General features: G+C 53.7%; 24 protein-coding genes and 6 tRNA genes. 11 read left to right on the forward strand and 19 right to left on the reverse strand.

Translation table 11 applies throughout. The annotated features are described in order from the left end of the window. Nucleotides 1-29: 29 nt before the first annotated feature. The 3 genes from cysM to F3J37_RS24910 all read left to right on the forward strand — a co-directional run bounded on the left by cysM (nt 30) and on the right by F3J37_RS24910 (nt 3,128). Complete coding sequence (cysM, locus tag F3J37_RS24900) at nt 30-911, forward strand: cysteine synthase CysM (protein ID WP_166936393.1); 882 nt, start codon at nt 30-32, stop codon at nt 909-911. 178 nt (nt 912-1,089) lie between these two features. Next, nucleotides 1,090-1,770 (forward strand): response regulator transcription factor, encoded by a 681-nt coding sequence (locus tag F3J37_RS24905; RefSeq protein ID WP_034825869.1) that lies wholly within the window; start codon nt 1,090-1,092, stop codon nt 1,768-1,770. Then, complete coding sequence (locus F3J37_RS24910) at nt 1,767-3,128, forward strand: ATP-binding protein (protein WP_097118557.1); 1,362 nt, start codon at nt 1,767-1,769, stop codon at nt 3,126-3,128. The genes F3J37_RS24905 and F3J37_RS24910 overlap by 4 nt, the downstream gene beginning before the upstream one ends. Before the next feature lie 140 nt (nt 3,129-3,268). Here the strand turns inward: F3J37_RS24910 and crr are convergent, their stop codons facing one another. The 5 genes from crr to cysZ all read right to left on the reverse strand — a co-directional run bounded on the left by crr (nt 3,269) and on the right by cysZ (nt 8,216). Beyond that, a complete protein-coding gene (gene crr / locus F3J37_RS24915; RefSeq protein ID WP_034825872.1) occupies nt 3,269-3,772 on the reverse strand; it encodes a PTS glucose transporter subunit IIA in 504 nt (167 codons plus the stop codon). Nucleotides 3,773-3,814: 42 nt separating this feature from the next. Continuing rightward, nucleotides 3,815-5,542 (reverse strand): phosphoenolpyruvate-protein phosphotransferase PtsI, encoded by a 1,728-nt coding sequence (gene ptsI / locus F3J37_RS24920; protein ID WP_034825874.1) that lies wholly within the window; start codon nt 5,540-5,542, stop codon nt 3,815-3,817. Between the two features lie 159 nt (nt 5,543-5,701). Next, a complete protein-coding gene (gene ptsH, locus F3J37_RS24925) occupies nt 5,702-5,959 on the reverse strand; it encodes a phosphocarrier protein Hpr (protein ID WP_034825876.1) in 258 nt (85 codons plus the stop codon). Nucleotides 5,960-6,345: 386 nt separating this feature from the next. Continuing rightward, complete coding sequence (gene cysK, locus F3J37_RS24930; protein WP_034825880.1) at nt 6,346-7,317, reverse strand: cysteine synthase A; 972 nt, start codon at nt 7,315-7,317, stop codon at nt 6,346-6,348. 140 nt (nt 7,318-7,457) lie between these two features. Next, a complete protein-coding gene (gene cysZ, locus F3J37_RS24935) occupies nt 7,458-8,216 on the reverse strand; it encodes a sulfate transporter CysZ (RefSeq protein WP_166936395.1) in 759 nt (252 codons plus the stop codon). Nucleotides 8,217-8,433: 217 nt separating this feature from the next. On the opposite strand from cysZ, the gene zipA reads away from it, so the two are divergent. The 3 genes from zipA (at nt 8,434) to F3J37_RS24950 (ending at nt 11,743) form a co-directional block, all read left to right on the forward strand. Continuing rightward, on the forward strand, nt 8,434-9,432 hold the full coding sequence (zipA, locus tag F3J37_RS24940) for a cell division protein ZipA (RefSeq protein ID WP_166936397.1): 999 nt from the start codon (nt 8,434-8,436) through the stop codon (nt 9,430-9,432). A 72-nt stretch (nt 9,433-9,504) separates the two neighbouring features. Next, complete coding sequence (gene ligA, locus F3J37_RS24945; RefSeq protein ID WP_166936399.1) at nt 9,505-11,523, forward strand: NAD-dependent DNA ligase LigA; 2,019 nt, start codon at nt 9,505-9,507, stop codon at nt 11,521-11,523. Between the two features lies 1 nt (nt 11,524). Continuing rightward, nucleotides 11,525-11,743: a DUF3820 family protein gene (locus tag F3J37_RS24950; protein WP_038645584.1), complete on the forward strand. Its 219-nt coding sequence runs from the start codon at nt 11,525-11,527 to the stop codon at nt 11,741-11,743. A 31-nt stretch (nt 11,744-11,774) separates the two neighbouring features. Here F3J37_RS24950 and F3J37_RS24955 read toward each other — a convergent pair whose 3' ends face one another. Then, on the reverse strand, nt 11,775-12,776 hold the full coding sequence (locus tag F3J37_RS24955; RefSeq protein ID WP_097118552.1) for a bile acid:sodium symporter family protein: 1,002 nt from the start codon (nt 12,774-12,776) through the stop codon (nt 11,775-11,777). Between the two features lie 99 nt (nt 12,777-12,875). On the opposite strand from F3J37_RS24955, the gene F3J37_RS24960 reads away from it, so the two are divergent. After that, on the forward strand, nt 12,876-13,796 hold the full coding sequence (locus F3J37_RS24960) for a LysR family transcriptional regulator (RefSeq protein ID WP_058959064.1): 921 nt from the start codon (nt 12,876-12,878) through the stop codon (nt 13,794-13,796). Here the strand turns inward: F3J37_RS24960 and F3J37_RS24965 are convergent. The 5 genes from F3J37_RS24965 to F3J37_RS24985 all read right to left on the reverse strand — a co-directional run bounded on the left by F3J37_RS24965 (nt 13,793) and on the right by F3J37_RS24985 (nt 14,685). Then, nucleotides 13,793-14,143 carry a FlxA-like family protein gene (locus tag F3J37_RS24965; protein WP_058959063.1) on the reverse strand — a complete coding sequence of 117 codons (351 nt, stop codon included), beginning with the start codon at nt 14,141-14,143 and terminating at the stop codon, nt 13,793-13,795. The two genes, F3J37_RS24960 and F3J37_RS24965, sit on opposite strands and share 4 nt — an antisense overlap. Nucleotides 14,144-14,290: 147 nt before the next feature. Beyond that, nucleotides 14,291-14,366 (reverse strand) — tRNA-Lys (locus tag F3J37_RS24970). A gap of 4 nt (nt 14,367-14,370) precedes the next feature. Further along, a tRNA-Val gene (locus F3J37_RS24975) sits at nt 14,371-14,446 on the reverse strand. Nucleotides 14,447-14,487: 41 nt separating this feature from the next. Next, nucleotides 14,488-14,563, reverse strand: a tRNA-Val gene (locus F3J37_RS24980). 46 nt (nt 14,564-14,609) lie between these two features. After that, nucleotides 14,610-14,685: transfer RNA gene (locus tag F3J37_RS24985), tRNA-Val, on the reverse strand. A 273-nt stretch (nt 14,686-14,958) separates the two neighbouring features. On the opposite strand from F3J37_RS24985, the gene gltX reads away from it, so the two are divergent. Continuing rightward, nucleotides 14,959-16,380 carry a glutamate--tRNA ligase gene (gltX, locus tag F3J37_RS24990; RefSeq protein ID WP_058959062.1) on the forward strand — a complete coding sequence of 474 codons (1,422 nt, stop codon included), beginning with the start codon at nt 14,959-14,961 and terminating at the stop codon, nt 16,378-16,380. A gap of 83 nt (nt 16,381-16,463) precedes the next feature. Here gltX and F3J37_RS24995 read toward each other — a convergent pair whose 3' ends face one another. Next, entirely contained in the window at nt 16,464-16,817 is a 354-nt protein-coding gene (locus tag F3J37_RS24995) for a YfeC-like transcriptional regulator (RefSeq protein WP_166936401.1), read from the reverse strand. Between the two features lie 114 nt (nt 16,818-16,931). Then, nucleotides 16,932-17,717 (reverse strand): formate/nitrite transporter family protein, encoded by a 786-nt coding sequence (locus tag F3J37_RS25000; protein WP_038645593.1) that lies wholly within the window; start codon nt 17,715-17,717, stop codon nt 16,932-16,934. Between the two features lie 343 nt (nt 17,718-18,060). On the opposite strand from F3J37_RS25000, the gene F3J37_RS25005 reads away from it, so the two are divergent. Continuing rightward, a tRNA-Ala gene (locus tag F3J37_RS25005) sits at nt 18,061-18,136 on the forward strand. Between the two features lie 40 nt (nt 18,137-18,176). Next, nucleotides 18,177-18,252, forward strand: a tRNA-Ala gene (locus F3J37_RS25010). 393 nt (nt 18,253-18,645) lie between these two features. Here F3J37_RS25010 and F3J37_RS25015 read toward each other — a convergent pair. The 5 genes from F3J37_RS25015 to F3J37_RS25035 form a co-directional block, all read right to left on the reverse strand. After that, a complete protein-coding gene (locus F3J37_RS25015) occupies nt 18,646-20,262 on the reverse strand; it encodes a rhodanese homology domain-containing protein (RefSeq protein WP_166936403.1) in 1,617 nt (538 codons plus the stop codon). Further along, nucleotides 20,255-20,845: a cysteine dioxygenase family protein gene (locus F3J37_RS25020; RefSeq protein ID WP_097118550.1), complete on the reverse strand. Its 591-nt coding sequence runs from the start codon at nt 20,843-20,845 to the stop codon at nt 20,255-20,257. Before F3J37_RS25020 ends, F3J37_RS25015 begins: the two co-directional genes overlap by 8 nt. Next, nucleotides 20,842-21,048, reverse strand: a complete 207-nt coding sequence (locus tag F3J37_RS25025; RefSeq protein WP_240154171.1) for a hypothetical protein — start codon at nt 21,046-21,048, stop codon at nt 20,842-20,844. Before F3J37_RS25025 ends, F3J37_RS25020 begins: the two co-directional genes overlap by 4 nt. Beyond that, the gene (locus tag F3J37_RS25030) at nt 21,048-22,136 is read right to left on the reverse strand and encodes an LLM class flavin-dependent oxidoreductase (RefSeq protein ID WP_166936405.1); all 1,089 of its coding nucleotides are present in this window, start codon (nt 22,134-22,136) and stop codon (nt 21,048-21,050) included. The genes F3J37_RS25025 and F3J37_RS25030 overlap by 1 nt, the downstream gene beginning before the upstream one ends. Before the next feature lie 192 nt (nt 22,137-22,328). After that, nucleotides 22,329-23,519, reverse strand: coding sequence for a NupC/NupG family nucleoside CNT transporter (locus F3J37_RS25035; RefSeq protein WP_034825912.1), 1,191 nt, complete (start codon nt 23,517-23,519; stop codon nt 22,329-22,331). 369 nt (nt 23,520-23,888) lie between these two features. On the opposite strand from F3J37_RS25035, the gene F3J37_RS25040 reads away from it, so the two are divergent. Beyond that, nucleotides 23,889-25,130 carry an Nramp family divalent metal transporter gene (locus tag F3J37_RS25040; protein WP_034825925.1) on the forward strand — a complete coding sequence of 414 codons (1,242 nt, stop codon included), beginning with the start codon at nt 23,889-23,891 and terminating at the stop codon, nt 25,128-25,130. A gap of 61 nt (nt 25,131-25,191) precedes the next feature. On the opposite strand, the gene F3J37_RS28220 is transcribed toward F3J37_RS25040, so the two are convergent. Beyond that, a partial coding sequence (locus F3J37_RS28220) for a hypothetical protein (RefSeq protein ID WP_237449393.1) occupies nt 25,192-25,301 on the reverse strand: 110 nt, incomplete at its 5' end.

A 25,301-nucleotide genomic window follows, 5' to 3' on the forward strand; every position in this document is an offset into this window, starting at 1 on the left:
TTTGCCTCTCTTCTGTCTGGAATCAAACCGTGACCACACTGGAAAATACCATCGGTAATACGCCGTTGATCAGGCTGCAACGCCTGACGCCCGATAACGGCAGTGAAATCTGGTTAAAGCTGGAAGGCAATAATCCGGCCGGTTCGGTAAAAGATCGTGCGGCCTGGTCGATGATTCACCAGGCGGAACTGCGCGGTGACATTCAACCCGGCGATACCCTGATTGAGGCCACCAGCGGCAACACCGGTATCGCCCTGGCGATGATCGCGGCAATGAAAGGCTACAAGTTGCGCCTGCTGATGCCGGATAACATGAGCCAGGAGCGGCAGGATGCCATGCGTGCCTATGGCGCAGAATTGATTTTGGTGACGCGCGAGCAGGGTATGGAAGGCGCACGTGATTTGGCGCAAGAGATGGCCGACCGTGGCGAGGGCAGGGTGTTGGATCAGTTTAACAATCCTGATAATCCACTCGGCCACTATCTTACCACCGGCCCGGAAATCTGGCAGCAGACGCAGGGGCGCATGACGCATTTTGTCTCCAGTATGGGCACGACGGGCACCATCACCGGCGTTGGACGCTATCTGAAAGAGTTTGCACCAGCGGTGAAAGTCATTGGTTTACAGCCGCAGGAGGGCAGCAGCATTCCGGGTATTCGTCGCTGGCCCGAGGCTTATCTGCCGGGGATTTTCCGTCCTGAATTAGTGGATGAGGTCATCGATATGGCACAGCGGGAAGCCGAGGAAACCATGCGTGCGTTAGCGCAACGTGAAGGAATTTTCTGCGGCGTGAGTTCTGGTGGTGCGGTGGCAGGCGCGCTGCGCATCGCTACTGCCCATCCTGGCAGCGTCGTGGTGGCGATAGTTTGCGATCGCGGTGACCGCTATCTCTCCACCGGCGTGTTCCACTGATCCCATTCTCTCCGCATTTTATCTGGCCTGAGCGCGCTGTTGTGGTGCGACCGGGCCATTTTTGTCTATAGTCTCCCTGATAATCCTCTGGTGTTGGCACTGTAAGGATCGAGTAAAATCGGCTGCGCTCATTGCCAACTCAGGCCAAAATAGCGGCAATTTTGTACGAGAGATAAAGATGAAAATTCTGCTTGTTGATGACGATGTAGAACTTGGCACCATGCTGAGCCAATACCTGATTGCGGAAGGCTTTGAAACGCAATTGGTTTTAACCGGAACCGCCGGGATTGAAGGGGCGCTGTCGGGCAACTATACCGCGATGATTCTCGACATTATGCTGCCGGATATGAGCGGTATTGATGTGCTGCGTCAGGTGCGCCAGAACAGCCGTTTGCCGGTGATCATGTTGACGGCGAAAGGCGACAACATCGATCGCGTGATTGGCCTGGAAATGGGTGCGGATGATTATGTACCAAAGCCATGCTACCCGCGTGAGCTGGTGGCGCGTCTGCGGGCCGTACTGCGTCGTTTCGAAGATCAGGCACCGGTTCAGGACAAAAAAGAACTGCTGCGCTGGGGTGAGCTGAGCCTGAATCCGGCCACGCGCATCACCGAATGGCAGGGCAAAGCCTTTGATCTGACCGCCTCGGAGTTCAACCTGCTGGATCTGCTGCTGCGTGCGCCCGATCGCGTGGTGTCGAAGGATGAACTGTCAGAGAAAGGGCTCGGTCGTCCGCGTGAAGCTTACGATCGCAGCGTGGATGTGCACATCAGCAATATCCGCCAGAAGCTGGCCGCGCTCACCGCTGACAGCATCAACATTGAAACTGTGCGCAGTATTGGTTATCGCATTCGATGAAACACAGCTATCGCGGCCGCATGTTCTGGAAGATCTTACTGGGCTTCTGGATCGTATTTGTCATCATCAGCCAGCTGCTGTGGCTTGGTTTTACGCTTTCCGGTAATCGTCACGAGCCACCCGAAATTGTGGCTATCCGTCGTATTGTGAATTTACAGATGGCGTCCGCAGTTTCTGTATTGGAGCGCGGCGGACCGAGTTCACTGGATGACATGATGGCCGATTGGGAGCCCAACGACCGCCAGTTCTTCTCAGTCATCCAGCATGATAAACCTGCCGCTACGCCCGGTAATGCGCCGCCGGAAACCTTCAGTGAACCCTTCCATGGTCCGTTCCCGGATATCATCGTCCGTTGGGTGAAAGGGCAGGATGGCAAAGAATACGAGCTGCGTTACGACGTTAAGGGATTGCGTGAGGATAGTTCGATGGGCGGCGGTGGCCCGCGCCGTATCCTCAACATTCCAGAGCCGATGTTCACCTTTGCCGGGGCGCTAGGATTACTGTTCAGCTTATTACTGGCCTGGAACCTGACGCGCCCAATGCGCCAGCTGCGTGAAGGCTTTGCCCGCGTCTCCAGCGGCGATTTGTCGGTGCGACTCTATCCGGTGATGCGCCGTCGTCATGATGAACTCTCCAGCGTGGCGCAAGACTTTGATGCCATGGTGGAGCGCCTGGATACGCTGGTGAAGGCGCGTGAGGAATTACTGCACGACATCTCCCACGAACTGCGTTCACCGCTGGCGCGCCTGCAACTGGCGACCGGTCTGGCGCGGCAAACGCCGGAATCAGTGGAATCCTCTCTGAACCGCATCGATGAAGAAGCGCGTCGTCTCGACAAGATGATCGGGGAATTGCTGACGCTGTCGCGTGCGGAACACGAAAGCATGCCGGGCGAGCAGTATTTCGACCTCACTGGCCTGCTGCACGCGGTGGTCACGGACGTGCGCTATGAGGCACAGATTCCGGGCGTAAAAGTCGACTTTCAGGTCGATGAGAACGCCGACTACACCGTGCACGGCAATGCCGAGTTGATTCGCCGTGGTGTAGAGAACGTCCTGCGTAATGCGTTGCGCTTCTCGCACAAAGGCCAGCATATCAGCGTGAGGCTACAGGCGGAGAATCAATGGCTGGCGATTCGCGTGCGCGATCAGGGCCCGGGCGTTGACGATGAAAAGCTTTCCAGCATCTTCGATCCCTTCGTACGCGTTAATTCGCCACTGATGGGCAAAGGATACGGCTTAGGGCTCTCCATCGTGCGTAAGGTGATTCTGGCGCACCACGGTGAGGTACAGGCGGTCAATCGCCCTGAGGGTGGCTTAGAGCTAACGTTACGACTGCCGCGCTGGAAGCAAGACTGAAGGCTTAAGCGCTCACAATCTAACCGCGTTCTTGTGAATCCATAGCAGCGCGCCCATCTTGTACGCACCCTGCAGTTCCAGCCAGCCACACAAACAAAAACGGCACCCATTGGGTGCCGTTTTTACTATCCAGACGCTGCTTACTTCTTGATGCGGATAACCGGGGTTTCACCCACAGTCACCTGACCGGAGAGTTTGATCAGATCTTTGATTTCGTCCATGTTCGAGATCACAACCGGCGTCAGCGTAGATTTTGCTTTCTCTTCCAGCAGTGGCAGATCAAACTCGATCACCACATCGCCTTTTTTCACTTTCTGGCCTTCTTCAGCGATACGCTTAAAGCCTTCACCTTTCAGTTCAACCGTATCGATACCGAAGTGGACGAACAGCTCGATGCCGTTGTCAGATTCGATTGAAAAGGCGTGGTTGGTCTCAAAAATCTTGCCGATAGTACCATCAACCGGTGCAACCATTTTGTTGCCAGTCGGTTTAATGGCGATACCATCACCCACGATTTTCTCAGCAAATACCACATCAGGTACGTCTTCGATATTCACGATTTCGCCTGACAGAGGCGCAACGATATCAATAGTCCCTGACGCGCTCTCTGATTTTTCGCCAAAAAGTTTAGAAAACAAACCCATGATCTTCTCCTAAGCAGTAATTTGGGGCCAGCGTCTCGTGGATCAGCAGAGCGTTTTTTCTTTAATGAACTTGTTCACCAGGTTCATTAAATCTTCCGCTGTGGGTTGAGCCAGAGCCTGCTCCGCCAATGCCTTCGCATCTTCGAAATTAGTATTACGAATAATCTTCTTGATGCTCGGGATTGAAATGGCACTCATGCTGAATTCGTCCAGCCCCATTCCCAGTAACAGTAGTGTAGCACGTTCATCACCAGCCAGCTCACCACACATGCCGGTCCATTTCCCTTCGGCATGTGATGCGTCGATCACTTGCTTAATGAGGCCGAGTACCGATGGCGTCATTGGGTTATAGAGGTGTGAAATCAAATCATTACCACGATCGACCGCCAGAGTATACTGCGTCAGGTCATTTGTCCCAATACTAAAGAAGTCGACTTCTTTCGCCAGATGGCGCGCAATCACCGCTGAAGCCGGTGTTTCCACCATAATGCCCACTTCAATGGTCTCATCAAAGGCTTTGCCTTCTTCGCGCAGCTGGGTTTTCAGCAGCTCCAGCTCGGCCTTCAGCGCACGCACTTCTTCCACCGAAATGATCATCGGGAACATAATGCGCAGTTTGCCGAAGGATGAGGCACGCAGGATAGCGCGCAGCTGTGCATGCAGAATCTCTTTACGATCCATGGCGATACGAATCGCACGCCAGCCGAGGAACGGGTTGTCCTCTTTCGGCAGGTTCATGTACGGCAGATCTTTATCGCCGCCGATGTCCATGGTACGCACGATAACGGCCTGAGAGCCCATGGCTTCCGCCACCGCTTTGTACGCCTGGAATTGCTCTTCTTCAGTTGGCAGTGAATCGCGGTCCATAAACAGGAACTCGGTACGATACAGGCCCACGCCTTCCGCACCGTTGCGCTCCGCACCAGCGACATCGCGCACGGTACCGATGTTAGCGCACACTTCCACCTGATGGCCGTCCAGCGTGATAGCGGGCAGATCTTTCAGCTTCGCCAGTTCGTGTTTTTCAGACAGGTACTGAGTCTGGATGGCTTTCAGCTCTTCTTGTTCAGCATCGGTAGGATTAACGTAAATCTTGTTATTCACGCCATCGAGGATCAGGAAATCACCGTTTTTGATTTGCGTGGTGACGTTACCGGTACCGACAATCGCTGGGATCTCCAGAGAACGCGCCATGATGGACGTATGCGAAGTACGGCCACCGATATCGGTGATAAAGCCCAGCACCTTCTTCAGGTTCAGCTGTGCGGTTTCTGACGGCGTTAAATCTTTCGCCACCAGAATAGATTCTTCTGCGATAGCACCCAGGTCGACAATATGCAGACCGAGGATGTTTTGCAGCAGACGCTTACCGATGTCACGCACGTCAGCCGCACGCTCTTTCAGGTATTCGTCGTCGAGTTCTTCCAACGCCTTGGCCTGGCCATCAATGACAGAGTACGCCGCAGCGTCAGCCGTTGCGTGATCTTTCTTAATCAGGTCGATGATTTCCTGCTCAAGCTCTTCGTCTTCGAGCAGCATGATGTGACCTTCAAAGATCGCCGCTTTCTCTTCACCGAGGGTTTCACCGGCTTTGACACGGATGGCTTCGAGCTGTACTGCCGCTTTGCCACGTCCATCAAGGAAGCGTTGAACTTCTTGCTCAACCTGATCGTCAGTAATTTTTTTACGGCTGATGACGATCTCATCTTCCTTCAGCAGAAGTGCTTTGCCGAAAGCGATACCCGGTGATGCTAAAATGCCTGAAATCATAACCCTACCTTTTAATCACGATGGCTCATTGACCCAATGCGTTGCCACTGTCGCGGAACAGTACTCTAAGGAAGCAAGAACGCGGACAGGTTGTCCGCGATCAAGATATTTGCACTCAATGGGGCAAAGGAGTCGGTTTAGTTGCTTGCCTGAGCGGAATTACTCCAGCTCAGCCATCAGTTTCACCAGGTGCTCAACCGCTTGCTGCTCATCTTCACCTTCAGCAGACAGCGTAACAACCGTACCCTGAGTCAGACCCAGAGTCTGCAGTTTGAACAGGCTTTTCGCGCTGGCAGATTTGCCATTAGAGGTCACAGTGATGTCTGACTGGAAAGCCTTAGCTTCTTTCACGAACTGAGCTGCAGGACGGGTATGAAGGCCGTTAGGTGCGGTAATGGTAACTTCTTGCTGGAACATTCTATTTCCCCAACTTTATCAGGTTTGGTGTTATGGATCTAAAGTCTAGCCTGGAGCCGTCACTTTAGCCTGTATAGGTGCGCTGGTGTGGCATTAAGCTGACCAAAAAATGCGCTTAGTAATGTGCGTCTTTCAGCAGCAGATCAAAAACTGTGCGAAAAGGTCACCTTGCTCAGTATGCCGTGATTCGCCGTTTCGCCAAATCAGTAATTCCATTCAGCTTGATCCACTTCAAAGCCAGATTAATTTCAGGCACCGAAATAATTGGGAGCTTAAATACCAGAGCCGCGTCATTGAAATCAATCTGTCTGGTGATAAAAGTGAGATCTGCGCCACAAAAAAGCACCCATTCGGGTGCTTTTTTCATCGTTTTCAGACTATGGCGGTTACTGCTGCAGCTCTTTTTCAGTGAACAGATCGGCAAACAGGGCGGTGCTTAAATAGCGCTCGCCAGAGGAGGGCAGGATCACCACGATATTCTTATTGGCGAATGCTTCGTCTTCCTGCAGCTTCAGTGCTGCAGCCACTGCCGCACCTGAAGAGATACCGGCCAGAATGCCTTCTTCTTCCATCAGCTGACGCGCGGTGCTGATGGCTTCTTCGTTGGTAATCGCAACGACCCGATCAACCAATTTCAGGTCAAGGTTGCCGGGGATGAAACCTGCGCCGATGCCTTGAATCTTATGCGGACCCGGTTTGATCTCTTCGCCAGCGATAGCCTGAGCGATGACAGGAGAGTCAGTCGGCTCTACCGCGACGGTGATTAAGTCTTTTTTGCCTTTGGTGTTCTTGATGTAACGGCTCACGCCTGTCAGCGTGCCGCCGGTGCCCACGCCAGCAATGAACACATCCACTTCACCGTCGGTGTCTTCCCAGATTTCCGGGCCGGTGGTTTTCTCATGGATCTCCGGGTTAGCCGGATTGCTGAACTGCTGCAGCAGCACAAATTTATCCGGATCGCTGGCAACGATTTCCTCGGCTTTAGCAATGGCACCTTTCATACCTTTTGCGCCTTCGGTCAGCACCAGATTCGCGCCCAGTGCTTTCAGCAGCTTGCGACGTTCAACAGACATGGTCTCTGGCATGGTCAGCGTGAGTTTGTAACCGCGAGCGGCGGCCACGTAAGCCAGTGCAATACCGGTGTTACCGCTGGTTGGCTCAACTAGTTCAACGCCCGGCTTTAAGATTCCGCGTTTTTCTGCGTCCCAAATCATATTGGCACCGATACGGCATTTGACGCTGAAGCTCGGGTTACGCGATTCGACCTTCGCCAGGATGCGTCCATTACCGATGCGGTTCAGTCGAACCAGCGGCGTATGACCAATTGTCAGAGAGTTGTCTTCATAGATCTTACTCATAGCTCGTCCTTAACTGTATGAAATATTAGGAACCCTCAGAGCATACCTGTTCTTCCGGTGTGCGGAAGGAAAGAAATCGCATATCTATATAGCCCACAACCATAAGCCTTACGCAAAAATGCATAAGGCTTTTTGAAGCTTTAGTGACGTGCATGCTGTAGGCGGTAGCGATCAACCCACATCGCAGTCGCGCCACATACGGCCACCGGCATGATAGCCAGGTTCAGAATTGGAATCATGGTGAACAAACTGACCAGCGCGCCAAATTGCATGTTCGCCGTTTTATGCTGACGTAACGCACTACGCATCTGCTGAAAACTCACTTTGTGGTTATCAAACGGATAGTCGCAGTATTGCACAGACAGCATCCACGCGCTAAACAGAAACCATAATACCGGTGCCACCGTTTGTCCAAAACCGGGGATAAAGTAAAGCAGCAGCAGTCCCAGTGCACGTGGTAAATAGTAGCCAAGCTTCTGTAATTCGCGCTTCATGATGCGCGGGATATCTTTAACCATCGCCATCCAACCGCTATCCGGCAGCGGGTGACCGGTGAGGCGACCTTCCAGTTGCTCAGCCAGCAATCCACAAAAGGGGGCGGCAATCCAGTTCGCGATGGTGGAGAAGAAGTAGCTGAATACCAGCACAATCGATATGACGGAAAGCGGCCACAGCAAATAACTGAGCCACTGTAGCCAATCAGGGATGTGCGACATCAAGGCCGGAATCCACTCTCCGAGCCGTTGAAACAGCCAGATAAAGGCGCCTCCCAGCAGCAAAATGTTCACCAGCAGAGGAATAATGACGTAACGACGAATGCCAGGCAGACGTACCAGTCTCCAGCCTTCGGCAAAGTAATGAATACCATTGAATGATGAGGGCGATTTCTCAACGGGCATAGCGAGCCTTTCTCCTTTATGTGGCGGCGCGAACATCATAACCTGGCTTTTTGTCGGTGGCAGGCGCACTTTGCGCGAAAAATCAGCAAAAAAGCGTGGGGCAGCTATCTTATTTGTCAGAAAATACTGCACAGACTTGCACTTGTTTAGCTGGGCAAATACAGTTAGAGGATAAAGTTTGCCGTGGTGGCAAGGTATTGGAACAACAGAGAATACAATGATGCAGGATTTGCGTCTGATATTAATCGTTGTTGGCGCGATCGCCATAATAGCGTTGCTACTTCACGGACTGTGGACCAGCCGTAAAGAGCGCTCTTCCGTGTTTCGCGATCGCCCGCACAAACGTCTGAAACAGCGCGAAGAAGCGGATGAAGATCTGCTGAGCGAAGAAGATGATGATGGTGTCGGCGAAGTGCGTGTCCGTCGCAATCGTGACGCGCATGTCGAACCCGAATTCGACGCACCTGTGACGAAGCCTGTCAGCGCGCCACGTGCGCCTGAACCTGCGCGTCAGCCATTCCCGCGTCATGAAACCCCATTGATGGGTGATCCGCTGCTGGATGATGAGCCGGAAGTGCGCCAGTCTGCACCTGCGCCGCAACCGCCGGTGGTTAAACCTGCGCCGCAGCCGCAGCCACAACCGCAGCCTCACTCCGTTCAGGCCGATCCCTTACTGGATAACGAGCCACTTTCATCGACTCAGCCTGCGCCTGAATTCCAGGCTGCTGAAGAGCCCGAATACGAAGAAGAAGCGCCGGTTGCACACGATGAACCAAAACAGTCTGCTGCTTCTACCCAGAGAAAAAATGAAGCGGTACTGGTGTTGCATGTTGCTGCCCACACCGGTGGCGAACTGAACGGTGAAGCTCTGTTGCAGGGTATTTTGCAAGCGGGCTTCCAGTTTGGTGAGATGAATATTTTCCATCGTCACCTGAGCCCAGCGGGCAGCGGTCCTGTGTTGTTCAGTCTGGCGAACATGGTGAAACCGGGCTCCTTTAATCCCGACACCATGGGCGATTTCAGCACGCCAGGTATCTCCATCTTTATGATGGTGCCGTCGTATGGCGATGCGAACCAAAACTTCAAGCTGATGCTGCAATCTGCACAGCGTATCGCGGATGATGTTGGCGGTGTGGTTCTGGATGATGAGCGTCGCATGATGACGCCTCAGAAACTGGAAACTTACAAAGCGCGTATTCGCGAAGTTATCGGCTGATAGCCGCGAGCAAAATCAAATATTAACGAAACAACCCCCGCATGTCGGGGGTTTTTTATCGGATAAAACACTATGAAATCGGTTCAGGAGCAGATCACCGCGCTGCGCACCTCGTTACGTCACCATGAGTATCTCTATCACGTGATGGATACGCCGGAAATTCCGGATGCGGAATATGACCGACTGATGCAGCAACTGCGTGAACTGGAAGCGGCACATCCCGATCTCATTACCCCGGATTCGCCGACTCAGCGCGTGGGAGCAGCACCGCTGGCCGCCTTCGAACAGGTGCGCCACGAGGTGCCGATGCTGTCACTCGACAACACTTTCGATGAAGCCGGTTTCCTTGCCTTCAATAAGCGCGTCCAGGATCGCCTGAAAAGCAGCGACGATCTGACCTACTGTTGCGAGCTTAAGCTGGATGGTCTGGCGGTCAGTCTGTTGTATGAAGATGGACTGCTGGTGCGTGCGGCGACACGCGGTGATGGCACCACGGGTGAGAATATCACCGCCAACGTGCGCACCATCCATGCTATTCCACTGCGCCTGCACGGCGACAATATTCCTGCGCGTGTTGAAGTTCGCGGTGAGGTCTTTATGACCGAAGCGGGCTTCGAGAAACTCAATGAGGATGCACGTCGCACCGGCGCGAAAGTGTTTGCCAACCCGCGCAACGCCGCGGCGGGATCGCTACGTCAGCTCGATCCGCGCATTACCGCTAAACGTTCTCTGACTTTCTTCTGTTACGGTTTCGGCCTGCTGGAAGGCGGTGACATGCCCGCCAGCCACTGGCAGCGCCTGCAGCAATTTAAAGCCTGGGGTTTACCGGTCAGCGACCGTATTCGTCTGGCGCATACCGCGGAAGAGGTGCTGGAATTTTATCGTCAGGTTGAGCAGGATCGCCCGACACTCGGATTCGATATTGATGGTGTGGTCATCAAGGTCGATTCGCAGGCACTGCAGGAACAATTAGGCTTTGTCGCCCGCGCCCCGCGCTGGGCCGTTGCTTTTAAATTCCCGGCGCAGGAGCAGATGACCTTCGTGCGCGATGTTGAATTCCAGGTGGGACGTACCGGCGCGATTACGCCTGTTGCGCGTCTGGAGCCGGTGCAGGTAGCCGGCGTGGTGGTGAGTAATGCCACACTGCACAACGCCGATGAAATCGCGCGTCTTGGCCTGCGCATTGGCGACAAAGTGGTGATTCGCCGCGCCGGAGATGTGATTCCGCAGGTGGTCAACGTGGTGGAATCCGAACGTCCGGATGATACCCGTGAAATCGTCTTCCCCAGCCATTGCCCGGTGTGTGGCTCCGATGTGGAGCGCGTGGAAGGCGAAGCCGTTACCCGTTGTACCGGTGGGCTGATTTGTGGTGCTCAGCGTAAAGAGGCGCTTAAGCATTTTGTTTCTCGTCGTGCGATGGATGTTGACGGCATGGGCGACAAAATTATCGATCAGCTGGTCGAAAAAGAGTACGTACAAACACCTGCCGATTTGTTCCGTTTGACGGCGGGCAAGCTGACCGGACTGGATCGCATGGGGCCTAAATCAGCGCAAAATGTGGTGGATGCGCTTGAAAAAGCCAAACTCACCACGCTCCCTCGCTTCCTGTATGCGCTGGGGATTCGTGAAGTCGGCGAAGCCACTGCGGCCAATCTGGCCAATCATTTTGGCGATCTTGAGAAGGTGATGAACGCCGATCTGGATGCGCTGATTGCGGTGCAGGACGTGGGTAAAGTGGTGGCGGCACACGTGCGTAATTTCATGGAAGAAGAGAGCAATCGCGAAGTCATCCGCGAACTCACCGAAGAGGTGGGTGTGCATTGGCCAAAGCTGGAAGTGGTGAATGTTGAAGAGATCGACAGTCCTTTTGCCGGCAAGACCGTGGTGCTGACCGGATCGCTGTCACAGATGAATCGCGATGATGCCAAAGAACGTTTAGTCGCGCTGGGCGCGAAAGTGAGCGGCAGCGTGTCGAAGAAAACAGACTTACTGATCGCTGGCGAAGCAGCGGGTTCCAAACTGGCGAAAGCGCAGGAGCTTGGTATTCCGGTGATTGATGAAGCGGAAATGATTCGGCTACTGGGAGCTTAACGTGGACAAACATCAGCTGGTTGAAATTGCCAATACCGCTATGCCGTTCGGCAAGTATAAAGGCCGTATGCTGATTGATGTGCCAGAGGAGTATCTGCTGTGGTTTGCGCGTAAAAATGAATTTCCGGCAGGGAAGTTGGGCGAGCTGATGCAACTGACCTTAGCGATCAAAATTGAAGGATTGCAGGGGTTAGTTAAACCCCTCAAGCGCAGTGAATAACAAAATGGCCCGCAATCGCGGGCCATTTTACTTATGATTTTTGTGCTTCAACTTGCTGTTGCGCCAGCCGCTTCTCATTGCCCGCTTTATAGCGTTGAGCGATGAAGGAGCAGACCATCAACTGCACCTGATGGAAGATCATCAGCGGCAGCACGATAATCCCCACTGAGCTGGCCGGGAACAGGATATTGGCCATCGGCACGCCATTAGCGAGACTCTTTTTCGAACCACAGAACAGCACCACGATTTCATCGGCGCGGCTGAAACCAAACAGACGCGAGGCACCCAGGTTAATCGCCAGCGCCACAAACAGAATCAGCACGCTGCCTGCCAGAATCCACAGCAGCGTATCCACACCCACGCGATGCCAGATACCATTGACCACCGCTTCACTGAACGCGGAGTAGACCACTAACAGAATCGAGGTCTGGTCAGTTTTACCAATCAGGCTGCGATGTTTCTCCACCCAGCCGCCAATCCAGCGACGAGACATATGACCAATCACAAACGGCACCAGCAGTTGCAGCATGATTTTGCCAATCTGCTCCAGACCGTTGCTCGGCGCATCGCTATGGACGTTCATCACCAGATTCACCAGCAGCGGCGAGATGAATACGCCCAGCAGGCTGGATGCCGAAGCGGCACAGACCGCAGCCGCCACGTTCCCCCCCGCCATGGAGGTGAAGGCAATCGCAGACTGCACGGTGGCAGGCAGAATACACAGATAAATGAAGCCGGTATAAATCTCTGGCCCGACGTTCACCGGATGCCACCACACCAGCAGCAAGCCAAGAATCGGGAACACCACGAAAGTGCTGCACATGATCCACAGATGCAAACGCCAGTGGCTGCTGCCGGCAATGATTTTCTCGCGTGACAGCTTGGCACCGTGCATAAAGAACAGCAGGGCGATGGCGGCAGTGGTCAGGTATTCAAAGAAATCGACAAACCCGCCTTTGGCCGGGATGAAGCTGGCCAACAGTACAGTGATGATGAGTTTGACCATCATCGGGTCGAGTCGTAAAAAGCCCATTGTTACAATCCGGTTAAAATAAAAAAGATGGTGCTGATTGTGCGCCAGCTAGGTTTAGAAATAAAATTGATTTATTGCATCAATCTATGAGCGATATCGATGAATTACACCTTACGTCAGTTACGCACCTTTGTGGCTGTGGCGCAGCAGGGCAGTTTTAGCCAGGCAGGGCAGGCGATTGGGCTCAGCCAGTCGGCGGTTAGCCACAGTATTAAAGAGCTGGAAGCGGAAATGGGCGTGCGTTTGCTGGATCGCACCACGCGTGAAGTGATGCTGACGGAAGCGGGGCACCAGCTGGCATCGCGGCTGGAACGGTTGCTGGAGGAGTTAAACACGACGCTGCTGGATGTGCGCAGTTACGGCGAGCAGCGCAGTGGCACCGTACGTGTTGCCGCCAGCCAGACACCTTCGGCAAATCTAATGCCGCAGTGTCTGGCGAGTAGCCAGCAACGTTATCCGGATATCCGCGTCATCCTGCACGATCGGGCTCAGCAGTCAGTGCTGCAAAGCGTGCGCAATGCGGAGGTGGATTTTGGCATTGTCATCGGGCCGCTAGGGGATGCCGATCTGGATTACGAAGCGATTTTGCAGGAGCCGTTCTTATTGTTGTGCCATGCGGATGATGTTTTGGCCCAGGTCGAGCGAGCGGAATGGACGATGCTGGCGGGGCGCAACCTGGTTTTGCAGGATTATGCTTCAGGAAGTCGTCTTCTGGTGGATGCGGCGCTGCAGCAGTTATCGATTCAGGTGCAGGTGGTGCAGGAAATTGGCCATCCCGCCACGCTGTTTCCGATGGTGGAAGCCGGTATTGGCATCAGCATTTTGCCTGCGCTGGCGTTACCGCTGCCGGCGGGGCGGAAACTGACGGTGCGACGCCTCTATCCGGAAATCCATCGAAATCTGATGCTGATTAAACGCAAAAATCGCTCTCTGACACCCGCTGCGGAAGCGATCTGGCAGGAAGTGCGCCAACAAGCAGGCCTGCTGGCGCAACAACGTGCTCTCAAACCGGCGTTTTAGACGTAAACGTTGATCTGATTGGTCTCGGTCGGACGGTTAATGCCATCGGCTTTCTGGGCGCTGGTGGCACTTTCCGTCGTGGGCTGCTGTGCTTCTTGTTTCTGTTGTGCTTTTTCTGCTGCCTGCTGCTCGATTTGTGCAATCTGCGCTTCAATCATCTGAATCTGCGATTGCAACATCTGTTCCTGTTCAGATTTTTGCTCATCTGTCAGGGAGTCATCACTGGATAAATCTTTAATTTCTTTGGTGATGCTTTGAATCTGTTTATTCAGGCTGGCAATTTCTGACGTTGAACCGCTACCGCTGCTTGCGGTACTGACACTGCTAACACTTGAGATAGTAGACATGGTTTTCTCCTTGCAATAGACCATTATCGTTATCGGCAAGGGGATAAAACGGCTTGAGCACACAAAGCGTTAAGTGTTTGCAAAGGTTTTGTGAGGGTGGGCAAATAGCAGATAGCAAAAAGGCGCCTTTAGGGCGCCTTTCTACATTGGTGGGTCGTGCAGGATTCGAACCTGCGACCAATTGATTAAAAGTCAACTGCTCTACCAACTGAGCTAACGACCCGAAGTGGTGGGCGATGACGGGCTCGAACCGCCGACCCCCTCCGTGTAAAGGAGATGCTCTACCAACTGAGCTAATCGCCCACTTCGGAACTGCTTAACAAGAGTGTCATCTGACTAAGATATGGTGGGCGATGACGGGCTCGAACCGCCGACCCCCTCCGTGTAAAGGAGATGCTCTACCAACTGAGCTAATCGCCCATATCTTACTCTTCAAACTCTTGTACACTGCGAGCCACTTTTAGAGTGGTGGGTGATGACGGGCTCGAACCGCCGACCCCCTCCGTGTAAAGGAGATGCTCTACCAACTGAGCTAATCACCCCCGCTGTGTGGAGTCGCATTATAGGGATCCTTCGAAGTGAGTCAACGCTTTTTAAAACATAAATGTGCGTTCGCTTTAAATTTAGGCAGCATGCCGCGCTTTTAGCCAATGTGCTGGTTTTATTAGCAGAAAAACGCACTTCAATCTGTGATGCCGCCGCGAGAGTCATTGAGGAAAGCGTCCCACCTGCTAGAATATGCGCACTGTTTTTTCGCGTTAACCCGTTTTTTTGTCATCCAGACAAAGAAACCTGCGCATCTAAGGCAATGCTGAATGAAAATCAAAACTCGCTTCGCACCCAGCCCAACGGGCTACCTGCATGTGGGCGGTGCCCGTACTGCTCTTTATTCCTGGCTTTATGCTCGCCACAACAAGGGCGAATTCGTTCTGCGTATCGAAGATACCGATCTGGAACGTTCAACGCCGGAAGCCATTGAAGCCATCATGGATGGCATGAACTGGCTAAACCTGCAGTGGGATGAAGGCCCGTACTATCAGACGAAGCGCTTTGATCGTTACAACGCGGTCATCGATGAGATGGTAGCAGCAGGTACTGCTTATAAATGCTATTGCTCTAAAGAGCGTTTAGAAGCGCTGCGTGAAGAGCAGATGGCGAAAGGCGAGAAGCCACGCTATGACGGCCGCTGCCGTGACAGCCATGAACATCATGCGGCGGATGAGCCTTGCGTGGTGCGTTTCCGTAATCCGCAAGAAGGTTCGGTCATTTTTGACGACCAGATCCGTGGTCCAATTGAGTTCAGCAATCAGGAGCTGGATGATCTGATCATCCGCCGCACCGATGGTTCACCAACCTACAACTTCTGTGTGGTGGTGGATGACTGGGATATGGGCATCACTCACGTGATCCGTGGTGAAGACCACATCAACAACACGCCACGCCAGATCAACATTCTTAAAGCGATTGGTGCAGAGGTGCCAACCTACGCGCACGTCTCAATGATCCTGGGTGATGACAGTAAGAAGCTGTCGAAACGCCATGGCGCAGTCGGTGTGATGCAGTACCGTGATGACGGCTATCTGCCGGAAGCGCTGCTCAACTATCTGGTGCGTCTGGGCTGGTCACATGGCGACCAGGAAATTTTCAGCGTGGCTGAGATGGCCGAGCTGTTTACTCTGGATGCCGTGAGTAAATCTGCCAGTGCGTTTAACACCGAAAAACTGCAGTGGCTGAACCATCACTACATTAATACGCTGCCGCCAGAATACGTGGCAACGCAGCTGCAGTGGCACATCGAGCAACAGAATATCGATACCCGCACCGGTCCGGAACTGGCGAAGCTGGTGACGCTGCTGGGTGAGCGTTGCAAAACGCTGGTCGAGATCGCGGCTTCCTGCCGTTACTTCTATGAAGAGTTTGAAGCCTTTGATGCTGACGCGGCGAAGAAACATCTGCGTCCTGTTGCACGCCAGCCACTGGAAGTGGTGCGTGACAAACTGGCTGCGCTGAGCGACAGCGAGTGGAATGCCGAGAATGTGCACAACGCGATTCAGGGTGCTGCTGATGCGCTGGAATTGGGTATGGGTAAAGTGGGCATGCCACTGCGCGTGGCGGTCACCGGTGCAGGCCAGTCTCCGGCACTGGATGTGACGGTTGAAGCGATTGGTCGCAGCCGCAGCGTGGCCCGTATCGAAAAAGCGCTGGCCTTCATTGCTGAGCGTGAAGCCCAGGCTTAATTGAGTTAGCGGCAGCCTGTAACGTTGCCGCTTCACTTATCGCGGGCATTAAAAAAGCCGGGAGCATGAGCGCCCGGCTTTTTTTAATCTTCTTTAATCCCTAGCCGTTCCAGCACACCACTTATCCCCTCGCGCAGCAACAATGCGGCCAGTTGATCTTGCTCAGCGGCTGTCATTTGCTGGACAGAATTAATTAATAACGCAGGTAACGTATTTTGTTGAGCACCGTAATTGGCCGCCGGCTCGGTCGCGTGGCGGGTAGACTGAACAAAGCTTTTTACACGCTCATCAATATGAATCAATCGCGCCTTACCACCCTGTACACCGGGCTTGGGCGTGGTTGTCCAGTTTTCGCGTTTGATCCATTTATTCACCGTTTGCCGACTGTAGCCCGTTTCCAGCGCGAGCTCCTCGGGGGTGAGCCATTCCTTTTTCACGATGCTGTCCCTGTTAAATACATTAGCTGTACATATTACAACAAAACGTAACGGGGAAAAGTAATCAGGCAGGAAAATGCCTCTTGTCTCATGACAAAAGGCATAAATCGGATATTAAGCTTCGCTGGTTTCAGCTTGTGCAGGACGGAAAGCAAGGAAATAGGTGAGACCAACAAATATTGCACCGCCCACGCCGTTGCCGAGGAAGACGGCAATCACGTTTGGCGCAAAGTCTGCCCAGCTCATTTGTCCGGCAAAAATCGCGGCGGGCACAATAAACATGTTCGCCACCACGTGTTGGAAGCCAATTGCCACGAAGGCCATCACCGGGAACCACATGCCAAAGATTTTGCCGACCATATCTTTACTGGCGAAGGCTAACCACACCGCCAGACACACCAGCCAGTTGCAACCAATGCCGGAAATGAAGGCGTGCAGGAAATCCGCATTCACTTTGGCATGCGCAATTGCCACGGTCTTTTTCAGATAATCGCCTTCGGTCATACCGAGCATATGACCAAAGAACCAGGCGACCGCGATGCTGCCAATAAAGTTGGCAATGGTGACCCAGAACCAGTTGCGCAGCACGCTTAAACCACTGATGCGGCGAGCGAACCACGCAATCGGTAAGGTCATCATGTTGCCGGTCAACAGTTCACCACCGGCCAGAACGGTTAGAATCAGGCCAACCGGGAACACCGCCGCGCCGAGGAAGCCGCCAAAGGAGCCCCATTCAGCAGGCAGTTGGTTGATAACATGCAGATCCAACAGAAAACCAGTGGCAATAAAGGCACCGGCCATAAAACCAAGGATCAATAAGGTGGAAACAGGCAAACGGCTTTTAGCCACGCCCGCTTGAATCGCCAGTTGGGCGATCTCTTTCGGTGTATGCAGCGACATATTTCACTTTTCTTTTATTGAACAAGGGGAAAATGCTGGCCGATCAAAGAGTGATATACCCTGGAAGGTTGACCGGTTAATTAGCGCGCTAAGTTTTACACTTACCCGTAACGAACACAAGATTATTCCTAACATCTTTAACCCTGATTTAACCTCGGTTGCAGGGTGTTAAATGCGAAAATACGTTAACGGGTTGCACAGTTGTGCTGAAAAAAAAGCCATTACGGTAGGGCGTTGCCGCCTTTTTCAGCGATTGAACACAGAACGAGAATTTGGCGTTGACACTCAGGGAGCGGTTTCATATGATGCCGTCCGTCGAGTTAAATCGACTTTTTTCGGTGCTGGGGGTATAGCTCAGCTGGGAGAGCGCTTGCATGGCATGCAAGAGGTCAGCGGTTCGATCCCGCTTATCTCCACCAAATCGTTTTTAACGATGCACTGAAAAAGATTTCCAGATGTGGGGGTATAGCTCAGCTGGGAGAGCGCTTGCATGGCATGCAAGAGGTCAGCGGTTCGATCCCGCTTATCTCCACCAAATCTCTGTTCGTCCTGAACTATAGCATCACAATCTAACACTGACTGAATTTATAATTGCTCATTTCGTATGCAGAATGGCGTCATTATTCGTGTGACGACAACTCCCAGCGTTCTGAAATGCGCCCATCTTTTGATATCAAGTATCTCGACGAAATGCGCCGTAAATCGCGCGTGCTTCTTCCTGTGCGCTGAGATGATCTCACCCATTCAGCACCAGCCTCTCATTAGGGGCGCAATGAATCGCACCGCAGCAGTTTCTCACGCGCTGAGATGATTATTCCGTTCAGCGTTCAGCACTGCATCAGAGTGCGCCATAAATCGTGCCGCCAGAGCTTAGTGTGCACTGAAATTATGCACAATCTGGTCGCGGCGCAATTCATGGCACTAAGAATTAAGCGGTTGCGGCTTGTTCTTGTGCAGGCAACACGCGGAAGCCGTGCGTGCCATCACGATCCAACTGCGCCACCAGACCGTATTCCCAATCCAGATACGCCTGCATCACAGCAGGTGCGATATCGGTGCCTTCATACGGACGGCGATAGCGATCAATCGCCGGAGACAGCAACTGCTGGTCGCCCTGCTCGGTGGGCAGCTGCGCTGCGCGCCAGGCCGCATTGCCACCCTCCAGCACAAACACTGGCTTGCCGGTGAGTTCCGCCACCTGTTCAACCGCATATCCGGCCAACAGGCTGCTGCCGCAGGTCAGCACATAACGTCGTGCCGCAGGCAGTATGGCTTTGCCCTCTTTTTGCAGCGTTGAACGCAGCAGCCAGCCTGCTCCCGGAATATGACTGTTGAGGTGATTGGCGCGCGTGGTGAAGTCCAGTACCTGGGTCTGACCTTCCTCCAGCCACTCCGCCAGTTGCTGCGGAGAAATAAACTCTGGCTGTGCAACCGCAGGAACCTGCGCTTTCCAGGCACCGGTGGCAGTGAAATCACTGGCCTGCAACTCTTCCAGCACTGACACCTGCCAGCCAAGCTGCGCCAGCCAGGATGCAGTCATATTGGCACGCACGCCATCGTCATCAATCAGCACAATACGTGCACCGCGCACGCTGGCGTAATGATCGGTTTCCTGCACCAGCTGTCCGCCTGGTACATGACGACTGCCGGGCAGATGACCCAACGCATATTCGTCTGCATCACGCACGTCGAAAAGGTAAGTGGTGCGCGGTTCCTGCTGCCAGCGCTTGAGCGTGGCCAGCGGGATACGCTCTACGCCTGCGCGATCGGCAATGCCTCGTGCGTTACTCGCCGCCTGGCGCTGTGCCGTTTCGCTGGTTTCACCGTAGCGGTGCGACTGACCTTTATCCAGGTCGTGTCCTGCCAGCGTCCAGCCAATCGTGCCGTTGCGCAGCGCAAACACCGGATTACGGATACCGGCATTCACCAGCGACTGGGCGCCGATGATGCTGCGCGTGCGGCCCGCACAGTTCACAATCACCGTGGTTTCCGGTGATGGCGCGAGATCACGCACGCGCAACACCAGCTCACCGCCCGGCACGCTGGTGGCGCCTGGAATGCTCATGGTCTGGTATTCATCAAAGCGGCGCGCATCCAGCACCACTACATTGGCGTCGCTGTTGATTAAGCTGTGCACTTCATCAGCTGACAGGGAAGGGGTGTGATTGTGATGTTCAACCAGTTCACCAAAGGCTTTGCTCGGTGAATTCACGTCAATAAACAGCTCCCCGCCCGCAGCCTGCCACCCGGCCAAATCCTCTTTTAACAGCGCTATATTGCTGTAACCCAGTGCTGCAATTCGTTCCGCAGCCGTCAGCGCCAGTCCTTCGCCGTTATCATAAAGCGTGATAGCTGTCGTCAGTTGCGGGATGCGATCTAACAGTTCCAGTTCAAGTTTGGAAAGCGGGATATTCACCGCAAACAGCGGATGGCCGGTGGCAAACAGTGCTTCGTCGCGCACATCAACAATCGCCACTTCCTGCTGCTGACGCAGAGCCTCAAGAATGTCCGCAGCCTGGCGGAAAGGGAAAACGGTTTTACTCATGTGATAGATCCCAAATGTTCGGTAAGTAACGGTTGCTGTAACCGGAGATAAACTGTTTTTCACTGCCGTCTTCGCGATACACCGCGCGTTTTACCGCGCCGATATTGGCGCCATACACGTGGATGCTGATTGACACGCGATCGTCATAGGCATTGCTGACGCGATGAATATCCCCCACGGTGGGAGAGACGGCTTCGACGTTGCCGGGATCAAGCCGTATCGGCGCACCTTCTGGCTGCAGGCCGTTCGGCCCGGGCTGCCAGGATTGCGATATCTCCGCACCGCGCAGCATGCCAATTAATCCCCATACGCGATGGTCGTGAATCGGGGTTTGCTGGCCAGGCCCCCAGACGAAGCTCACAACTGAAAAGCGCTGCCGGGCATCGGCGTACAGCAGATATTGTTGATAGTGTTCGGGATGCGGCTGAGAGTAAGCCTCGTCCAGCCAGTCGTCATGTTGGATCAGCTCGCCCAGCCAGGCGCTGCCCTGTTGCAAAACAGTGGCTTCATCGGGATTCTGGTCGAGCAAGATGGCAAGGTTACCGACAAAGTCGCGTAAACGATGATGCTGATAGGCACTCATGATTTATCTCCCGGCAAAGCGGGATCAAAAGCCGTAAGTTTCAGGCCGTAAGACAGGTTGTGGAGTTCGCCTGACGATTTTAACGCGGCAAAACGATCCCCTTTAACATCGCCCAGGCGCAGTGTGACTTTATCAGCAGCGAACAGCGGATGGAGCGTGGAGAGCGCCAGCGCAACGCCTGTAAAGAGAGTTGCCAGCCGCATCAGGCGCTCCTTTTGTTAGCGGCGTTTAGCGCCGCGACTTTCTCACGCGTCAGCGGAATCAGCTCCTCGCCATATTCCACCGCATCATTCAGCGGATCGAAGCCGCGAATCAGCACGCTGTGAATACCCAGGCGATAGTAATCCAGCAGCGCATCGGAAACCTGATCGGCGGTGCCTACCAGTGCGGTGGAGTTGTAGCCGCCCTGTACCAGTTTCGCTACGCCGGTCCATAACACTTTGTCCAGACGATCGCCTTCATTGGCGGCAGCCAGCAGGCGCTGTGCGCCGACGCTTTGTGGTTTAGGTTTGCCAAACGCAAAGCCGGTGTCGTGTAACTGTTTTTCAGCCAGCTCACGGATATGTTCGGCCCGCTCCCAGGCTTCCTTCTCGGTTTTACCGATAATCGGACGGAACGAGATATTGAAATCAATTTCACGCCCGTGCTGAGCCGCAGCGGCTCGTACATTGCGCACCGTCTCTTCCGCACCTTTCAGCGGTTCGCCCCACAGGGCAAAGACATCGGCATGGCGCGCAGCGACATCAATCGCTTCCTGAGACGATCCACCAAAGTATATCGGCAGCTTTTTCTGCGCAGGTTTGATGGCGGAAAACGCCTGCTCAGCCTGGTAAAAATGTCCCTTGTGATCATAAGGCTGGCTGGATTCCAGACTCTGCTTTAGCACGGCAAGAAACTCATCGCTGCGCGCATAGCGTTCGGCTTTATTCAGGAAGTCACCATCACGACGCTGCTCGACATCGCTACCGCCGCTGATGATATGCACGGGCAGCCGACCATCGGTCAGTTGATCCAACGTTGCCAGCTTGCGTGCGGCCAGAGTCGGTGCGACAAAGCCCGGACGGTGTGCCAGCAGGAATTTCAGTGTTGAGGTGTGTGCCGCAGCATGTGCGGTCACCAGAAAACCATCTGGTTGATCGGACCAATAGCCCACCAGAATGCGGTCGAACCCGGCTTCTTCATGGGCGCGGGCGAAACGCGCGATGTAATCTTTATCGAACAGCGGCCCGCTAGCGGGAATGATCTCTGAAGCCAGGCGGTGGCCAATCATGCCAAGAAATTGAATGCTCATACGATTCTCCAGATGTGACGTTATGGAGAAAAGCTACGGGCGCAGGCAACCGGGACGGAAATTCAATATTGTGAAAAGGTTTTGCGTCAGGCGGGGAAGCGGCGAATGACGGGGATAAAAGGGGGGAAATGCAAGATAGAACAGAAAGGCATAATTAAGAAGAGAAGGGCGAGCCGCAGCTCGCCCTGAACATCAGAAGGCCAGAACCAGACCGGCGATAGCGGCAGAAAGCACGCTCACCAGGGTTGAGCCGTACAGCAGTTTAAGGCCGAAGCGAGAAACCACGTTACCCTGTTCTTCGTTCAAGCCCTTAATCGCACCCGCCACAATCCCGATAGAGGAGAAGTTAGCGAAGGAGACGAGGAACACAGACAGGATTCCTTCTGCGTGCGGTGACAGCTGACCGGCAATTTTCTGCAGATCCATCATTGCGACGAATTCGTTAGAAACCAGTTTGGTTGCCATGATGCTGCCGACCTGCAGCGCTTCACTGGACGGCACGCCCATCACCCACGCAAACGGGTAGAATACATAACCCAGCACACCCTGGAAGCTGATGCCGAAGATCAGGTCAAACAGCGCATTCAGGCCAGAAATCAGGGCGATAAAACCAATCAGCATGGCGGCAACGATGATCGCCACTTTGAAACCGGCAAGGATATATTCGCCCAGCATCTCGAAGAAGCTCTGACCTTTGTGCAGATCCTGCAACTGCAGATCTTCTTCGCTATCGACGCGGTAAGGGTTGATCAGTGACAACACAATGAAGGTGCTGAACATGTTCAATACCAGCGCGGCCACCACATATTTCGGCTGCAGCATAGTCATATAAGCGCCGACGATGGACATGGAAACTGTCGACATTGCCGTAGCAGCCATGGTGTACATGCGACGCTGTGACATTTTGCCAAGGATATCTTTATACGCGATAAAGTTTTCTGACTGTCCCAAAATCAGAGAGCTTACGGCGTTGAAGGATTCCAGTTTGCCCATACCGTTGACTTTTGACAGCACGGTACCGATGCCGCGGATCACCCAAGGCAGGATACGGAAATGCTGCAAAATACCGATCAGCGCGGAGATAAACACGATCGGGCACAGAACATTCAGGAAGAAGAACGCCAGGCCTTTGTCGTTCATGTTGCCGAATACGAAGTTAGTCCCTTCGGCAGCATACTTCAGCAGATGATCAAACAGACCCGCAAACCCTTTGACGAAGCCGAGGCCCGCTTCAGAGTTGAGGAAGAACCACGCCAGCAAAACTTCGATCACCAGAAGCTGTACGATGTAACGAATACGGATGCTTTTACGATCGTGACTGACCAGTAAGGCCAGTACGGCTACCACCACTAATGCCAAAAGAAAGTGCAAAATATGGGACATGTCGGCTCCAAATTTGAGGAGGGTTGTATTTTGTTGCGTATTCTATGTAACGCGTTACTTAAAAACGAGATCAAAACCACATTATAAGTATTCGGTATCGACAAATTTCTAAGAATAGTCTCACCGCTCACAACCTCTTCACAAAGCCTTCACAAGAAATATCCACAAAAACATTGTCTATAAAATAACCCGGGAGTAGAGTGATTCCTGTTGCAAACATTTTGGCAAGAACTGGCTTTACCGCAAGGTATAGCAATGGCTATACTTCATAGCACCATCTATTATTACGATAACTATAATCAAATTTCACTTGCCTTGAGCGCCCGTTAAGCTGCATGGGTCAACAAGCGTTAGGACAGGGTCCACACTATGTCAGAAAGTCGCACTGCTGAGCGCGCCGCTCGCGGAGCCAGAAAAATCAAGCTCGCGCTGCTTGGCCCTGCCTTCATCGCGGCAATTGGTTATATCGATCCCGGTAACTTTGCCACCAATATTCAGGCGGGTGCGGCCTACGGCTACAAACTGCTGTGGGTGGTGGTCTGGGCCAATGTGATGGCGATGCTGATTCAGCTGATGTCAGCCAAACTTGGCATCGCCACCGGTAAAAACCTTGCCGAGCATATCCGCGATCGCTTTCCACGCCCGGCAGTGTGGTTCTATTGGGTGCAGGCGGAAATCATCGCCATGGCCACTGACCTCGCGGAATTTATCGGTGCGGCACTCGGCTTTAAATTATTGCTGGGGATTTCGCTACTGCAAGGCGCCGTGCTCACCGGTGTCGCCACCTACCTGATTTTGATGCTGCAAAGCCGGGGGCAGAAGCCGCTGGAGTTGGTGATTGGCGGCCTGCTGCTGTTTGTCGCCGCTGCCTATATTGTTGAGCTGTTTTTCTCGCAGCCGAAAGTGAGTGAATTGGTCACCGGTATGGCGTTGCCTTCGCTGCCCACCTCTGACGCCGTGTTCCTCGCTGCCGGTGTGCTGGGTGCCACCATCATGCCGCATGTGATTTACCTGCACTCGGCACTGACGCAACACGGTAACATTGGCAGCAAAGCGGATCGCTACTCGTCCACTAAACTCGATGTGGCGATTGCCATGACCATTGCCGGCTTTGTCAATCTGGCGATGATGGCGACTGCGGCGGCAGCTTTCCACTTCAGCGGGCACACCAGCATTGTGGATCTCGACCAGGCGTATTTGACGCTGCAACCTTTGTTGGGCCGCGCAGCAGCCATTGTGTTTGGATTAAGTCTGGTGGCGGCAGGCTTGTCTTCTACCGTGGTGGGAACACTGGCGGGACAAGTCGTGATGCAGGGCTTTATTCGCTTCCATATTCCGCTGTGGCTACGTCGCACCATCACCATGCTGCCTTCCTTTATCGTGATCTGGGCCGGATGGGATCCAACGCGCATTCTGGTGATGAGCCAGGTACTGTTGAGTTTCGGTATCGCACTGGCATTGATCCCGCTGTTGGCCTTTACCGGCAACCGCGAGTTGATGGGCGATGAGATGGTCAATTCGCGGCTGATGCAGAACGCCGGACGCCTGATAGTGGTGCTGGTGGTGGCATTGAATCTCTATCTGTTGGTCGGTGAGGCGCTCGGCTGGTAACGCTTCGGCTGGTCATGACGAAAAAAAGAAAATCCCGGCTATCAGGCCTAATGCCAGTCAGTTAAGCCTGACTGGCATTTTTTCTTCTTGCTGTCGGATATTTATAGGGTCTCTCTTTCACCACCCTTGGGAACGAGCGCTCCCGTCGTCCCGGCAGTCTGACCATCTCTG

It is taken from the genome of Candidatus Pantoea communis (assembly GCF_011752685.1).
Classification (GTDB): Bacteria; Pseudomonadota; Gammaproteobacteria; order Enterobacterales; family Enterobacteriaceae; genus Pantoea; species Pantoea communis.

What these genes read in the sequence shown, in the direction of transcription:
- F3J37_RS25040 (WP_034825925.1), top strand. Translation starts at nt 23,889, where the DNA reads ATGTCAGAAAGTCGCACTGCTGAGCGCGCCGCTCGCGGAGCCAGAAAA.
- crr (WP_034825872.1), bottom strand. Translation starts at nt 3,772, where the DNA reads ATGGGTTTGTTTTCTAAACTTTTTGGCGAAAAATCAGAGAGCGCGTCA.
- cysZ (WP_166936395.1), bottom strand. Translation starts at nt 8,216, where the DNA reads ATGCCCGTTGAGAAATCGCCCTCATCATTCAATGGTATTCATTACTTT.
- cysK (WP_034825880.1), bottom strand. Translation starts at nt 7,317, where the DNA reads ATGAGTAAGATCTATGAAGACAACTCTCTGACAATTGGTCATACGCCG.
- F3J37_RS24965 (WP_058959063.1), bottom strand. Translation starts at nt 14,143, where the DNA reads ATGTCTACTATCTCAAGTGTTAGCAGTGTCAGTACCGCAAGCAGCGGT.
- F3J37_RS24960 (WP_058959064.1), top strand. Translation starts at nt 12,876, where the DNA reads ATGAATTACACCTTACGTCAGTTACGCACCTTTGTGGCTGTGGCGCAG.
- F3J37_RS24905 (WP_034825869.1), top strand. Translation starts at nt 1,090, where the DNA reads ATGAAAATTCTGCTTGTTGATGACGATGTAGAACTTGGCACCATGCTG.
- F3J37_RS25000 (WP_038645593.1), bottom strand. Translation starts at nt 17,717, where the DNA reads ATGTCGCTGCATACACCGAAAGAGATCGCCCAACTGGCGATTCAAGCG.
- F3J37_RS25030 (WP_166936405.1), bottom strand. Translation starts at nt 22,136, where the DNA reads ATGAGCATTCAATTTCTTGGCATGATTGGCCACCGCCTGGCTTCAGAG.
- ligA (WP_166936399.1), top strand. Translation starts at nt 9,505, where the DNA reads ATGAAATCGGTTCAGGAGCAGATCACCGCGCTGCGCACCTCGTTACGT.
- F3J37_RS25015 (WP_166936403.1), bottom strand. Translation starts at nt 20,262, where the DNA reads ATGAGTAAAACCGTTTTCCCTTTCCGCCAGGCTGCGGACATTCTTGAG.
- gltX (WP_058959062.1), top strand. Translation starts at nt 14,959, where the DNA reads ATGAAAATCAAAACTCGCTTCGCACCCAGCCCAACGGGCTACCTGCAT.
- F3J37_RS25020 (WP_097118550.1), bottom strand. Translation starts at nt 20,845, where the DNA reads ATGAGTGCCTATCAGCATCATCGTTTACGCGACTTTGTCGGTAACCTT.
- F3J37_RS25035 (WP_034825912.1), bottom strand. Translation starts at nt 23,519, where the DNA reads ATGTCCCATATTTTGCACTTTCTTTTGGCATTAGTGGTGGTAGCCGTA.
- ptsH (WP_034825876.1), bottom strand. Translation starts at nt 5,959, where the DNA reads ATGTTCCAGCAAGAAGTTACCATTACCGCACCTAACGGCCTTCATACC.
- zipA (WP_166936397.1), top strand. Translation starts at nt 8,434, where the DNA reads ATGATGCAGGATTTGCGTCTGATATTAATCGTTGTTGGCGCGATCGCC.
- F3J37_RS25025 (WP_240154171.1), bottom strand. Translation starts at nt 21,048, where the DNA reads ATGCGGCTGGCAACTCTCTTTACAGGCGTTGCGCTGGCGCTCTCCACG.
- F3J37_RS24910 (WP_097118557.1), top strand. Translation starts at nt 1,767, where the DNA reads ATGAAACACAGCTATCGCGGCCGCATGTTCTGGAAGATCTTACTGGGC.
- ptsI (WP_034825874.1), bottom strand. Translation starts at nt 5,542, where the DNA reads ATGATTTCAGGCATTTTAGCATCACCGGGTATCGCTTTCGGCAAAGCA.
- F3J37_RS24955 (WP_097118552.1), bottom strand. Translation starts at nt 12,776, where the DNA reads ATGGGCTTTTTACGACTCGACCCGATGATGGTCAAACTCATCATCACT.